This window comes from Ruegeria sp. AA6, assembly GCF_056542865.1.
Window position 1 is genome coordinate 16666 of sequence record NZ_JBQGAN010000016.1, and the last position, 12892, is coordinate 29557.

At 58.8% G+C, this 12892-nt stretch carries 14 protein-coding genes; 10 read left to right on the forward strand and 4 right to left on the reverse strand.

The window, feature by feature from the left end:
* Positions 1-22: 22 nt before the first annotated feature.
* Entirely contained in the window at positions 23-1426 is a 1404-nt protein-coding gene (gene leuC / locus ACR0LN_RS17025; RefSeq protein WP_480431329.1) for a 3-isopropylmalate dehydratase large subunit, read from the reverse strand.
* Between the two features lie 242 nt (positions 1427-1668).
* Between leuC and ACR0LN_RS17030 the strand changes: the two genes are divergently transcribed.
* The 4 genes from ACR0LN_RS17030 (at position 1669) to ACR0LN_RS17045 (ending at position 4547) form a co-directional block, all read left to right on the forward strand.
* Entirely contained in the window at positions 1669-3021 is a 1353-nt protein-coding gene (locus ACR0LN_RS17030; RefSeq protein ID WP_480431447.1) for a mechanosensitive ion channel family protein, read from the forward strand.
* 164 nt (positions 3022-3185) lie between these two features.
* The gene (gene rsfS, locus ACR0LN_RS17035) at positions 3186-3545 is read left to right on the forward strand and encodes a ribosome silencing factor (protein ID WP_480431449.1); all 360 of its coding nucleotides are present in this window, start codon (positions 3186-3188) and stop codon (positions 3543-3545) included.
* A gap of 44 nt (positions 3546-3589) precedes the next feature.
* Positions 3590-4060: a 23S rRNA (pseudouridine(1915)-N(3))-methyltransferase RlmH gene (gene rlmH / locus ACR0LN_RS17040; RefSeq protein ID WP_480431331.1), complete on the forward strand. Its 471-nt coding sequence runs from the start codon at positions 3590-3592 to the stop codon at positions 4058-4060.
* Between the two features lies 1 nt (position 4061).
* Positions 4062-4547, forward strand: coding sequence for a flavodoxin family protein (locus ACR0LN_RS17045; protein ID WP_480431333.1), 486 nt, complete (start codon positions 4062-4064; stop codon positions 4545-4547).
* Here the strand turns inward: ACR0LN_RS17045 and ACR0LN_RS17050 are convergent.
* Positions 4544-4891 (reverse strand): hypothetical protein, encoded by a 348-nt coding sequence (locus ACR0LN_RS17050; RefSeq protein ID WP_480431450.1) that lies wholly within the window; start codon positions 4889-4891, stop codon positions 4544-4546. The two genes, ACR0LN_RS17045 and ACR0LN_RS17050, sit on opposite strands and share 4 nt — an antisense overlap.
* A gap of 35 nt (positions 4892-4926) precedes the next feature.
* Positions 4927-5637, reverse strand: coding sequence for a DUF599 domain-containing protein (locus ACR0LN_RS17055; protein ID WP_480431334.1), 711 nt, complete (start codon positions 5635-5637; stop codon positions 4927-4929).
* 82 nt (positions 5638-5719) lie between these two features.
* On the opposite strand from ACR0LN_RS17055, the gene ACR0LN_RS17060 reads away from it, so the two are divergent.
* The 6 genes from ACR0LN_RS17060 (at position 5720) to ACR0LN_RS17085 (ending at position 11922) form a co-directional block, all read left to right on the forward strand.
* Positions 5720-7168: an FAD-linked oxidase C-terminal domain-containing protein gene (locus ACR0LN_RS17060; protein ID WP_480431336.1), complete on the forward strand. Its 1449-nt coding sequence runs from the start codon at positions 5720-5722 to the stop codon at positions 7166-7168.
* Positions 7169-7191: 23 nt separating this feature from the next.
* Positions 7192-8292, forward strand: coding sequence for an FAD-binding protein (locus tag ACR0LN_RS17065; RefSeq protein ID WP_480431338.1), 1101 nt, complete (start codon positions 7192-7194; stop codon positions 8290-8292).
* Between the two features lie 4 nt (positions 8293-8296).
* Positions 8297-9610, forward strand: coding sequence for a glycolate oxidase subunit GlcF (gene glcF, locus ACR0LN_RS17070; protein ID WP_480431340.1), 1314 nt, complete (start codon positions 8297-8299; stop codon positions 9608-9610).
* Positions 9611-9728: 118 nt separating this feature from the next.
* A complete protein-coding gene (locus tag ACR0LN_RS17075) occupies positions 9729-10520 on the forward strand; it encodes a trypsin-like serine peptidase (protein ID WP_480431341.1) in 792 nt (263 codons plus the stop codon).
* Positions 10517-11332, forward strand: a complete 816-nt coding sequence (locus tag ACR0LN_RS17080) for a trypsin-like serine peptidase (protein WP_480431342.1) — start codon at positions 10517-10519, stop codon at positions 11330-11332. Before ACR0LN_RS17075 ends, ACR0LN_RS17080 begins: the two co-directional genes overlap by 4 nt.
* Before the next feature lie 122 nt (positions 11333-11454).
* The gene (locus tag ACR0LN_RS17085; protein ID WP_480431343.1) at positions 11455-11922 is read left to right on the forward strand and encodes an Hsp20 family protein; all 468 of its coding nucleotides are present in this window, start codon (positions 11455-11457) and stop codon (positions 11920-11922) included.
* 140 nt (positions 11923-12062) lie between these two features.
* Here the strand turns inward: ACR0LN_RS17085 and ACR0LN_RS17090 are convergent, their stop codons facing one another.
* Positions 12063-12848: a DUF1194 domain-containing protein gene (locus ACR0LN_RS17090; RefSeq protein WP_480431344.1), complete on the reverse strand. Its 786-nt coding sequence runs from the start codon at positions 12846-12848 to the stop codon at positions 12063-12065.
* Positions 12849-12892 lie beyond the last annotated feature (44 nt).

The window sequence follows — 12892 nt, forward strand, 5'->3', positions numbered from 1 at the left end:
AATATCTAGATATGAGGGCACCTTACATCAATTCACGGACGTCTGTCAGCCGTCCTGTAATTGCCGCTGCGGCAGCCATGGCGGGGCTCAGCAGGTGGGTCCGTCCACCACGGCCCTGACGGCCTTCAAAGTTGCGGTTCGAGGTCGCGGCACAACGCTCGCCCGGTTGCAACTGGTCGGGGTTCATCGCCAGACACATCGAACATCCGGCCAGACGCCATTCGAACCCGGCCTCTTTGAAGATGTCAGCCAGGCCCTCTTCCTCAGCCTGAGCGCGGACCAGACCCGAACCCGGTACGACCATGGCGCGCATCCCGTCCTTGATCTTTTTGCCCTTCAGAATTTCAGCCGCGGCGCGCAGGTCTTCGATGCGGCCGTTGGTGCATGAGCCGATGAAAACCGTGTCGATTTCCACATCGCTCAGCTTTTGACCGGCTTCCAGACCCATGTATTCAATCGAACGGCGGGCCGCGTCGACTTTACCGCCCTCGAAATCTTCGGGGTGTGGAACGCTTGCGGTGATCGGCAGCACGTCCTCGGGGCTGGTGCCCCAGGTCACGACCGGCGCGATATCTTCACCGCGCAGGGTGATGACCTTGTCGAAATGCGCACCTTCGTCGGTGTAGAGCGTTTTCCACCAATCCATCGCGGCTTCCCACTGCGCACCTTTCGGGGCGTGCGGGCGGCCTTTGACATATTCGAACGTGGTTTCGTCCGGCGCGATCAGACCGGCACGCGCGCCGCCTTCGATCGCCATGTTACAGACGGTCATGCGACCTTCCATCGACAGATCGCGGATCGCTTCACCACAATATTCGATGACGTAACCGGTGCCGCCAGCGGTGCCGGTTTCACCGATCACGGCCAGAGTGATGTCCTTGGCGGTCACGCCCGGCTGCAGTTTGCCGGTGATTTCCACCTTCATGTTCTTGGACTTCTTCTGGATCAGGGTCTGCGTGGCCAGAACATGCTCAACCTCGGACGTGCCAATGCCGTGGGCCAGCGCGCCAAACGCGCCGTGGGTCGCCGTGTGGCTGTCGCCGCAGACGACGGTCATGCCGGGCAGGGTCCAGCCTTGCTCGGGGCCGACGATGTGGACGATGCCCTGACGTACGTCATGCACGGGGTAGTAGTGAATGCCGAAATCCTTGGCGTTCTTATCCAGCGCTTCAACCTGAATGCGCGATTCCGGGTTCTCGATCCCGTTCACACGGTCCGGGGTAGTCGGAACGTTGTGGTCCGGCACGGCGATGGTCTTTTCCGGCGCGCGTACCTTGCGGCCTGCCATGCGCAGGCCTTCGAACGCCTGCGGGCTGGTGACCTCGTGCACCAGGTGGCGGTCGATATACAGCAGGCAGGTGCCATCATCGGCTTCATGCGCGACATGGGCATCCCAGATCTTGTCATAGAGTGTTTTGGGGGACATTGGTCCTCTCCCGTATAGCAATGAGAAATAGCTGGCGAGTGGCTGGAGGCCGCTTATAGGCGGGCCAGAACCGTGCGGGCGGCCCCAAAGAACCGTTCACGCAGGCGCGTGCGGTCTTGCAATGTGGGTGCAGGGGCCAAGGTGAGTCTCATGCGCACCAGATATATCGGGCTTTGCTTTCAATCAAGGTTCAATCCGGCACCGGACTTGCATCAATGGGCAACGCTGTTCAAGCTGGGGCCATGAATCAGGACCTGATCCCCAGCTCGCTGTCGGACCTATATGATAACATGGTCGCGGGCTTTTCCGTGCAATTCGAAAACCTTGTTGAGCTTATCGTAACGCCGGGTTGGCGGCAGCATCAGCTAGTTATTATCCTCGTTCTATGGGCATTGGCCTATGTGCTGAAACTGGTGACACAGAGCCGGTGGGATGCCTGGGCCCGCGCCCGCGAGGGCTGGCCGAAATGGCGTCTGCGCACGCTGGTGCAACTGATGCAGCGTCTGACACTGGTCTATTTCGTCGTGATGTCCTGGGCGCTGTATCTGCTGATGCAGCAGATCACATGGCCGTCACGCAGCTATATCATAGGTGTTGTTGCCACCCTGGCCTTGGCATGGCTGGTCATCGCACTGGTGGCGCGGCTGGTGCGCAACCGGACCCTGCGGCGGATCTTCAAATGGGCCATGTGGGTCTATGCAACGCTTGTGGCCCTGAATCTGACCGATGACGTTGCCGAGTTTCTGGATGGCGTGGCGATTTCCATCGGCGATCTGCACATCTCGGCGCTGGGGATTATCAAGGCGGTTCTGCTGATTGGCATCCTGCTGACGCTGGCCCGTATCGGAACCCGCGCCGCCGAGCGGGGGTTGATGAGCAACGATGACATCACTCCATCCATGCAGGTGCTTCTGGCCAAGGGCATTCAGGTGCTGCTGTATGGCGCGGTCTTTATGGTGGCCATTCGCACGCTCGGGTTCGACCTGACAGGCATTGCGCTGCTGTCCGGTGCGATTGGCGTGGGGATTGGGTTTGGCCTGCAAAAGGTGGTTTCGAACCTGATCTCGGGGATCATCATCCTGATGGACCGCTCGATAAAACCGGGCGATGTGATCTCGTTGGGCGATACCTTCGGATGGATCAATGCGCTGGGCGCGCGCTATGTGTCGGTCGTCACGCGGGACGGGCGGGAATATCTGATCCCGAACGAGGATCTGATCACCAACCAGGTGGTGAACTGGTCGCATTCGGACAAGTTCGTGCGCCTGGATCTAGAGTTCGGCACCAGCTATGACGATGACCCCCATCAGGTGCGTGCAACGGCGATCCGAGCCGTAAAGGCCGTTACTCGAGTGCTCAGCGGTGGGCCGCACGAGCCCGTCTGTCACATCACCGGATTCGGAGACAGCAGCGTGGACTATGTCCTGCGATTCTGGATCAGCGACCCGACCAAGGGGCTGACCAATATTCGCGGCAATGTCTATCTGGCGCTGTGGGACGCATTCAAGGCCGAGGGTATCTCGATTCCGTTCCCGCAGCGCGAAGTTCGCCTGCTGAACGAAGACGCAGCGGCGCAACAGATCGCCAAAGAGTGAACCCGTGCGCACCCTGCATGACGGCCCTTCATTGAAATGTTGCATTCCCCTTGTTACCTTAATAATACCCCGGCGCCGGGGATGTGCGGCGCGCAGCAAAGGAGGACTATGTCCTGTCACTACATACCCAGGCGGGTTTGCCCGCCGATGACGGGGCCAGTGTAATGGCCCACTCTCAGTCAATCAGCGACAAGCTGCTTGAACGTATCCTTTCCTCACTTTCCGATGACAAGGCCGAAGACGTCGTGCAGATCAACTTGCAAGGCAAATCCTCGGTTGCGGATCACATGGTGATTGCCTCGGGTCGGTCGACCCGTCAGGTCGCTGCCATGGCGGAAAAGCTGACGGATCGCATCAAGCAGGAATTCGGTTTCACCTCAAAGGTCGAAGGCAAGGATGCCGGCGACTGGGTGCTGATCGATACGGGCGACGTGATCGTCCATATCTTCCGCCCCGAAGTGCGTGAATTCTACCAGCTGGAAAAGATGTGGCTGCCCACGAGCGGTAGCGCCTCGGCCAACTGAGGTGCCATCCCGGTCTGCATTAACAGGCCGGTGGCGAGAGAAATATGCGTATCAGCATTTGTGCGGTCGGGCGATTGCGTGCCGGACCGGAGAAGACCCTGCTTGACGACTATCTGACCAGATTTGACCGGACCGGCCGCGCGCTGGGCCTTGGTCCCGCACGGGTGATCGAGGTTGAAGACAAGAAAAACGCAGGTATGGGGGCCGAGGCCGCGCTGTTGCGCAAGGCGCTGCCCAAAGGTGCAGTCATCTGCACGTTGGATGAGCGCGGGCGGGTCATGTCCTCACCCGATTTTGCCAAGAAACTGGGCGGATGGCGCGATGCCGGGCGGCAGGATTTGGCGCTGATCATTGGCGGGGCGGACGGAATAGACCCTAATCTGCGGGCTGAGGCCGATTTTTCCATCTCATTCGGGTCGATGGTCTGGCCCCATATGCTGGTCCGTGTGATGCTGGCCGAGCAACTGTATCGGGCCGCAACCATCCTGTCGGGCGGCCCCTATCACCGGGTCTGACATGGCGCAGCTTTTGATCGTTTACCATTCCCGTACCGGCGGGGCCCGGCAGATGGCCGAAGCGGCGGCTGAGGCGGGGCGTGACGAGGCGGATGTTGTTCTGAAATTCGCCGATCAGACCGGGCCGAACGATCTGCTGGCCGCCGATGGATATATTTTCTGCGCGCCCGAGAATCTGGCCGCGATTTCGGGTCTGATGAAAGAGTTTTTCGACCGCTGCTACTATCCCGTGCTGGGCAAGATCGAAGGCCGCCCTTATGCGCAGATGGTCTGTGCCGGGTCTGATGGAGAAAACGCGGCCCGCCAGATGGCCCGGATTGCCACCGGCTGGCGGCTGAAAGAGGTGCAACCGCCCCTGATAATCTGCACTCATGCGCAATCGCCCGAGGCGATTCTGGCCCAAAAGACCATTCCTGACGATCAGTTGGACCATTGTCGTGAGATCGGCGCGGCGCTGGGCGCGGGCCTGACTTTGGGCGTATTTTAGTTCAAAGAGACCACAAAGGTCTCTTCGGCCCAGCCGTCCGCGTTGGTGCGGGCCTGCACCTGTACCTGAGAAGTCCCTGCTGGGATCGCAACGCCGCTTAAAGATCGCGTAAAGGGCTGTTCGTTCTCATGCGGGTGGTGCAGCACGCGCATCCCCAGTTCCGTCCCGTCCATATCCAGAACCCGCCAACCGTCGGCATAGTCATCCCAACCGGTTTCAGGATGCGAGACGGTCACGTCGAATCGCCATGTTTCGCCGCTCTGACTGGCGGTGACGTTTTCGATCACAGGGTCATCGGCTAAGGCGGGGCTGGCCAGAAAGGCGCTGAGAATCAGGTATCGCATGAGCTGACCATAGGGGGCTGACCGGGCCTTCGTCATCACGACTCTGTGTTAGGAGGCAGGGTCAGTAGCACCGAACGAGAGTGAGAGGCGAACTCCCGGCGGTACAGGACGCCCACGGTCAGCAACGCACCAATGATCAGGGCCACGGGTCCCAATATCCATGTGACAGAGGCCAGCGCGAAATAGGTGGCGCGCAAGGCGCGGTTAAAGCTGCGGGCAGCGGTGACACAAATCTCGGCCGCCTGTGCCGCGCGCGGATAGGCTTGCGGATCTTCGGGGTCGTTGGGCACGGCGGCCATCAGAACGGCGCAATAGCCAAACAGACGATGCGCCCAGACATATTTCAGGAAGGCGTTCGACAGAAACACCAGAACAACCAATATCTTGACCTCCCACACCAGCGCGGGCGCGCTGCCGATGGCCAGATCTTGTGCCACTCCGGCCAAACGCTCGGTATTGCCCAGCAGGGCCAGCCCGCCCCCGATGGCGATCATCGTGGTCGACGCAAAGAACGTGCTGCCCTGCCGCATGCTGGCGACCACCTGCGCGTCGAACATGCGGGGCTGACGCGTGACCATCTCGCGCATCCAGTCGCGGCGGAAATCGTCCATCATCATCGCCACGGATCGCTTGCCGGGCGAGGGGTTGTCGATCCGCCAGCCGATCCACTGCCACGCGGAAAACAGCAGCAGAACGGCGGCATAGTCCAGCGGTGAAAACACCAGGGCGCGTTCAATCCAGGTCATGACCGCGACACTACGTGCGGATGAGAGAACTTGCCAGATGCGGAAATTGGTAATATTATTTTACCAAACGAGGGGGTCCGCCATGGATATGCCAACGCCAAATCCCGATATATTAGGCCGTAAGGCCATAGTTTTGCAGCGGTTGTTGCGGGTCTTGCCCGAAGACGCGGTGATTCACGACCCGGCTGAAACGCGGGCGTATGAATGTGATGCGCTGACCGCTTACAGGTGTCCTCCGCTGCTGGCAGTCCTGCCGTCGACCACCCAAGAGGTTTCGGACGTGCTGCGCATCTGCCATGAAGAGGGCGTACCAGTTGTCCCGCGCGGGTCGGGTACGTCGCTGGCAGGCGGGGCGCTGCCAACGGCAGACTGCGTGATCCTCGGCATTGCGCGGATGAACGAGGTGTTGGAGACCGATTATGACAATCGCTTCATCCGCGTTCAGACTGGTCGGACCAACCTGAGCGTAACCGGCGCGGTCGAGCAGGAGGATTTCTTCTACGCCCCTGATCCGTCCTCGCAACTGGCCTGTGCGATTGCGGGCAATATTGCAATGAATTCCGGCGGCGCGCATTGCCTGAAATACGGTGTGACCACCAATAACTTGCTTGGCGTCAAAATGGTGCTGATGGATGGCAGCGTGGTCGACATTGGCGGCGCACATTTGGACGCGGGCGGGCTGGACCTGTTGGGACTGATCTGTGGGTCCGAGGGCCAGTTGGGTGTAGTGACCGAGGCCACCTTGCGCATCCTGCGCAAACCCGAAGGCGCGCGGCCCGTGCTGATGGGGTTCGATGACAACGAGGTCGCCGGGCAATGTGTGTCTGACATAATCAAGTCAGGCATCCTGCCAGTGGCGATCGAATTCATGGATACGCTCTGTATCAGGGCGTGTGAGAACTTTGCCCATGCGGGCTATCCCGATTGCACCGCGCTGCTGATTGTCGAGGTGGAAGGCTCAGAGGCCGAGATCGACGATCAACTGGCGAAGATTATTGAGATCGCCAAACGTCATAACCCGGTCGAATTGCGCGAAAGTCAGTCGGCTGAAGAAAGCGCGAAAATTTGGCTGGGCAGGAAGTCGGCCTTTGGGGCCATGGGGCAGATGAACGACTACATGTGTCTGGACGGCACGATCCCCGTGTCCTCGTTGCCCGAAGTGCTGCGTCGGATCGGAGAGCTAAGCCAGCAATACGGTCTGCCCGTGGGCAATGTCTTCCATGCGGGGGACGGAAACATGCACCCGTTGATCCTGTTCGACGCCAACAAACCCGGCGATTTGGAAAAATGCGAGACGTTCGGCGCGGACATCCTACGGTTGTGTGTCGATGTCGGCGGCTGTCTGACCGGTGAACACGGCGTGGGTATCGAAAAGCGGGATTTGATGTCGCACCAATACGCGCCTCAGGATCTTGAGGCGCAGATGGCCGTCAAGGACGTGTTCGACCCAAGCTGGCTGCTGAACCCTGCCAAAGTGTTCCCTTTGGACGCCTCTGAGGCGCGTCGTGCGTCTCGCCTCGCCGCCGAATAAGGCTTTAACACGGAAGAATATCGATGAGACCTGAAACAGAAGCCGAATTGGCCAAGATGGTGGCCGGACTACAGCAACCGGTGCGCATCGTCGGAGGCGGAACCCGTGGCATGTCAGGTCCTGAGGATATTATCGAAACATCCGGGATGTCAGGTATCACCTTGTACGAGCCCGGTGCCCTGACCCTTGTTGCGCAAGCTGGCACGCCCGTGGCTGAAATTGAGGCCGCGCTGGACGCAGAGGGTCAGCAACTGGCTTTTGAACCAATGGATCATCGCGGTCTGTTGGGCACGAACGGAGATCCAACCATCGGTGGCGTGGTCGCTGCCAATATCTCAGGCCCGCGCCGAATACAGGCTGGGGCGTGTCGGGATTTTCTGTTGGGCGTCCGGTATGTCGATGGCATGGGGCAGGTGATCAAGAATGGGGGTCGGGTGATGAAAAACGTCACCGGCTACGATCTGGTCAAGCTGATGGCTGGGTCATGGGGGACGCTTGGGGTTCTGACTGAGGTCTCGTTGAAGGTGCTGCCCAAGCCCGAGGCAACAGACACCTTGACCGTTCACGTGGCAGAGGTGACCCAAGCTGTTCAGGCCATGTCCGCCGCGCTGAAATCGCCGTATGAGGTCAACGCTGCCGCTTATGACCCACAAGGTGGCCGCGTCCTGCTGCGGGTCGAAGGGTTTTCGGCGTCGGTGGCTTACCGGATTGAACAACTAAAGTCTGTGCTGTCGGGCTTTGGTGAAATCACCGAGGCCACAGACTCTGCAGGGCTGTGGCGTGACATTCGCGATGTCGCGTCGTTTCAGGGCCAAGACGGCGATGTCTGGCGGATTTCGGTCAAGCCAACTGACGCCCCAGAGATTGCATCGCGGCTGAACGCCGATCAGCTGCTGTTTGATTGGGGCGGCGGCCTGATCTGGGCTCTTGTCCCGAAAGGCACAGATTTACGGGCCAGGCTGGGCAGGTTCGACGGCCATAGCACCCTGGCGAGAGGGGCAAGCGAAACCATCAAAGCATTGGGGCAGTTCCAGTCCGAACCGGAGGGAATGAAGGCTCTAACACAAGGGTTAAGGCAAAAATTTGATCCACGTGGTGTCTTCAATCCGGGTTTGATGGGGTAAACCAATGCAGACAACGTTCACTGAAAAGCAACTGCAGGACCCGGCGATCCAGCGGTCGAATGAAATTCTGCGCAGCTGTGTGCATTGTGGGTTCTGTACCGCGACCTGCCCGACCTATCAGGTGTTGGGGGATGAACTGGACAGCCCGCGCGGTCGTATCTACCTGATCAAGGACATGCTGGAAAACGAGCGGGTGCCAGATGAAAAGACGGTCAAGCATATTGACCGCTGCCTGTCCTGTCTGGCCTGCATGACGACCTGCCCGTCGGGTGTGCATTATATGCATCTGGTCGATCACGCGCGGGAATATATCGAGGCCAATTATAAACGCCCATTCACTGATCGCGCGCTTAGGTGGGTGCTGGCACAGATTTTGCCTTATCCGATGCGGTTTCGCTGGGCGCTGATTGGGGCAAAGCTGGGGCGCCCGTTCCGGTTTCTGATGCCAGATGCGCGGTTGCGGGCAATGCTGGACATGGCGCCCAAGCATATCCCTCCGGTCAGTCGGAATGATGATCCGCAGAGCTTTGCTCCCAGAGGTAAGCGTGTAAAACGTGTGGCGCTGATGACAGGCTGCGCGCAGAAGGCGCTGAACACCGACATCAACGACGCGACCATCCGGCTTTTGACCCGGTTAGGGTGTGAGGTTGTGGTGGCCGAAGGGGCCGGGTGTTGCGGGGCGCTCACCCATCACATGGGCAAGGTGGACGAAAGTCACAAAGCCGCAGAAGCCAATATCAAAGCCTGGGTTTCCGAAATGGATGCTGGGGGGTTGGACGCCATCGTCATAAATACAAGCGGATGTGGAACCACCGTGAAAGACTATGGTCATATGTTCCGCAATGACCCGCTGGCCCAGGACGCGGCGCGGGTGTCCGGTATCGCTATGGACATTAGTGAGTTGCTGGTTCAACTGGACCTGCCCAAGGGCGCGGACAAGGAGATGACGATTGCCTATCATGCCGCCTGTTCGCTGCAGCATGGTCAGCAGATTAAGACGCACCCAAAAGACCTGCTGAAACAGGCTGGATTCGTAGTGTTAGAGCCTGTTGACAGTCATCTATGCTGCGGCAGTGCCGGGACATACAACCTGATGCAGCCCGAAATCTCGGGCAAACTGAAACAGCGCAAGGTCAAAACGCTTGAAGCCAAAAAACCGGATGTGATCGCTGCCGGGAATATTGGCTGCATGATGCAGATCGGCTCGGGAACGGACATTCCCATCGTACATACGGTCGAGCTGTTGGATTGGGCCACCGGCGGTCCGATACCAAAGGCGATGCGTCAGGCCGGGTCAGATATTCCGATCCTCAGATAAGCGCGGCTGATGCAGCCCTGCATCAGTCGTCGACAGAAACGGTCCCGGGGTCAACCGCCCTATTTTCGCCCAACACGGCGCATAGAAAGGTAAGCCAACAGCAACGCCGGAGAACCGTTTGCGAAACTGGATCAGGGCTTTAGTACTGGCATTGACGCCGATGGCTGCCATGGCGCAGGACAGCGGATTGAAAAGCCTCGAAACCACCGATGCCGGGCGGGCCTGGATGGCCGTGGGCCGTCTGGACATCAATGGAGCGGGGTTTTGCACCGGTACGCTGATATCTCCGACCCTTGTTCTGACAGCTGCGCACTGCCTGTATGACAAGGTAACCGGGCAGCGGATCGACCTGTCCGAGGTCGAGTTTCTGGCGGCCTGGCGTCTTGGGCGCGCGTCTGCTTATCGCGCCGCCCGTCAGGCGGTCATTCATCCGAATTACCGGTACGACAAGGAAACCTCGGCTGCGCGCCTTCGCAATGACATTGCCTTGATCGAGCTGTGGCAACCCATTCGCAGCACTGCCATTATTCCCTTTGAGACGGGAAACCGCCCACCTCGGGGTGAAGAGGTTGGGGTGGTATCATACGCGCAGGACCGCGCTGAAGCGCCATCCTTGCAAGAGGTCTGCTCGGTCATGACCCGCCGATCAGAAGTTATGGTGATGTCCTGCGATGTCGAGTTCGGCTCCTCGGGGGCACCAGTTTTCTCCTTTGACGGTGATCGTCCGCGCATTGTGTCGGTGGTAGCGGCCAAGGCAGAGTTTAATGGCAAGCGCGTTGCAGTCGGCACTCCGGTCGAAGGATCACTACACCTGTTGCAGGCGGAATTGTCTGCCGGTCGCGGGTTCCTTGCAGTTACGCCCAGTGGCGCAGCCAAAAGAAATATCGGAGCGAGGTTTATTAAGCCATGACGCGCTTATTTTTGGGCGCCCTTTTGTGCATGTTGATCTTGTCGACCGCTTCCTATGCCCAAAGCGCCAAGCGCAAACTAACGGACCGTGAGGACCTTTATGGCTGGGAGGCCATAGGGCGGCTGGACATCGGCAATCAGGGGTTCTGTACCGGCACATTAATTGCCCAAGATCTGGTTCTGACCGCCGCGCATTGCGTATTTGACAAGAAAACCGGCAACCTCTTTGCCCCCGAAAAACTGACCTTCCGGGCCGGGTTGAGCCACGGCAAGGCATTGGCTGACCGCAAAGTCGTTCAGATCGCGGTGCATTCGGATTATGCCAATCACCCGAAGCTGTCGCCTGCTACTATCCGAGCGGACGTGGCTTTGATGCGCCTTGAGCAACCCATTCCTTATTCTGTGGCGGACCCTTTTGCACTGCACAGTGGACGCGTGTCCGGCAATGAGGTCAGCCTCGCCTCTTACGGTCGCGGCAGGGCCGAGTCGATCACCCGCGAGCGGTCCTGCAGAATCTTGCAACGGCAGCAGGGTCTGATCACTTTTAACTGCGACATTACCTTCGGGTCATCGGGCTCAGCGCTGCTGGCCCGGAACGGGCCCCGCTGGCAGATTTTGTCGGTGGTCTCTGCGGTTGGAAGCGATGGACGCCAGAAAGTCGGATTTGGTATGGAACTGTCTGGCATCGTTGAAGAACTCAAGGCTGATTTGCGCCGCGACGCGCCAAAACCCAAGGCGGCGATCCGCCGGTTGCAAGTGGGGTCGGGCAAGTCCAGTTCCGGGGCGAAATTCATCTCATCTGACGGGTCTTGAACTGGGTCAAAATGCTCCCCATGTGAACTGTACCGGGTCGCCACGAACGGGACCCGGCTAACACCACAGCCCGTCCGAACGGAGGGCAAAACACAGATCGCTCAAACATGAGGATATGACACATGCGTACATTTGATTTTGCACCGCTGCACCGCGCCACGATCGGTTTCGACCAGATCGCCGATATGATGGATCGTGTTCTGACCAATGATGTGGCTCAACCCAGCTATCCACCTTACAATATCGAAAAAACCGATGCCGACACGTATCGCATCTCGGTTGCTGTCGCCGGTTTTTCGGAAGAAGACCTGTCGGTCGAAGTGAAGGAAAACGCGCTGATCGTCGCTGGCAAGAAAGCCGCCGAGGATAAAGAGCGCAGATACCTGCATCGTGGCATCGCCACCCGCGCGTTCGAGCGCCGCTTTGCGCTGGCCGACCATGTCCGCGTCACCGGCGCGAGCCATGAAAATGGTATGCTGAACATCGACCTGAAGCGCGAGGTGCCCGAGGCCCTGAAACCGCGCCGGATCGAGATTTCGTCCAGCAAAGCCATCGAGAAGGATGTGGTCGACGCCAAGGCCGTAAACTGAGGCCGTTGACCCCAAAGCGATAGTCCCGCCTCTCTGGACTGTCGCAGACTGCACGCCCCGCGCACCTCCAGGCGCGGGGCGTTGTTTTTGCTGTGCCGGGATGTTCGGCTTGCGGACAAAACTGCGATGCGCTTTACTTGCTATCGCGTTGCAAGCCGTTGATCTTGGAGTTCCCGTAGCAGCTTTCTCTTCATAGCCCGCGTGTAGTCTGTATAACCGTTCGCGATTTCTACAAATGCGCCGGGCCCAGAAATCACATGGCTCGCATAGTAGGCTTGAACCTCGGGCTCGGCGCCTTCGATCACTAGACCGTTGACAGTTACGTGCTCGAAAGGAAAGTGTCGATAAGCGGTTTCTGGTGGGTAGCGGTGGTTGTGGATGCCATCGCCGGAAACATCGAGAACAAGCCGGTCGCACCAAGACACTTCGCTAAGTTTAGTGGCTCCGAAACTAAGCGCAGCCCCTAATGCCGTCGGATATTCTGCATCTTCGCGCTGCTGGACGAACAAGCGCTCAATAAACGCAGATAAATCCTGTTCGTTGTGGATAAATTTCCAAGGTGAGACGATCGTTTGCTGGTGGTAACCGCTCCATTCGTAGGCCATTAGCGCAACTGCATCAGGTCTGGAAAGAATTACTCGTCGTACAGATTGGTCAGACAGCGCAGCGGCTAGGCCCTCACGCTGCAATTTGTATTCCGCATCGTCCACGCTGACCGAAACATCGAGTGCAAAAGCAAGGGCAACCGAGCATTCTGGTTCCTCTGCTTTTGCCGGACAGGCCAGCAGCGGCGCCAATAGTGCAATGCGTGCCAAAGGGATCATCGTGAAGCGCTCCTTTGCAACATTTTCAATGCAGAAACGATAGCATATCGGCCAGGATTCGCCAGAATCGGCGTTGACATAACACTTGAAGCTTCGGAACACTTTCCCCTGCTATGGTCGACTTTTGGCTTGATGCCGACGTAGGC

Excerpts from the sequence above, each read along its gene's own strand:
- leuC (WP_480431329.1), bottom strand. The coding sequence starts at position 1,426 with ATGTCCCCCAAAACACTCTATGACAAGATCTGGGATGCCCATGTCGCG.
- ACR0LN_RS17030 (WP_480431447.1), top strand. The coding sequence starts at position 1,669 with ATGAATCAGGACCTGATCCCCAGCTCGCTGTCGGACCTATATGATAAC.
- rsfS (WP_480431449.1), top strand. The coding sequence starts at position 3,186 with ATGGCCCACTCTCAGTCAATCAGCGACAAGCTGCTTGAACGTATCCTT.
- rlmH (WP_480431331.1), top strand. The coding sequence starts at position 3,590 with ATGCGTATCAGCATTTGTGCGGTCGGGCGATTGCGTGCCGGACCGGAG.
- ACR0LN_RS17045 (WP_480431333.1), top strand. The coding sequence starts at position 4,062 with ATGGCGCAGCTTTTGATCGTTTACCATTCCCGTACCGGCGGGGCCCGG.
- ACR0LN_RS17050 (WP_480431450.1), bottom strand. The coding sequence starts at position 4,891 with ATGCGATACCTGATTCTCAGCGCCTTTCTGGCCAGCCCCGCCTTAGCC.
- ACR0LN_RS17055 (WP_480431334.1), bottom strand. The coding sequence starts at position 5,637 with ATGACCTGGATTGAACGCGCCCTGGTGTTTTCACCGCTGGACTATGCC.
- ACR0LN_RS17060 (WP_480431336.1), top strand. The coding sequence starts at position 5,720 with ATGGATATGCCAACGCCAAATCCCGATATATTAGGCCGTAAGGCCATA.
- ACR0LN_RS17065 (WP_480431338.1), top strand. The coding sequence starts at position 7,192 with ATGAGACCTGAAACAGAAGCCGAATTGGCCAAGATGGTGGCCGGACTA.
- glcF (WP_480431340.1), top strand. The coding sequence starts at position 8,297 with ATGCAGACAACGTTCACTGAAAAGCAACTGCAGGACCCGGCGATCCAG.
- ACR0LN_RS17080 (WP_480431342.1), top strand. The coding sequence starts at position 10,517 with ATGACGCGCTTATTTTTGGGCGCCCTTTTGTGCATGTTGATCTTGTCG.
- ACR0LN_RS17085 (WP_480431343.1), top strand. The coding sequence starts at position 11,455 with ATGCGTACATTTGATTTTGCACCGCTGCACCGCGCCACGATCGGTTTC.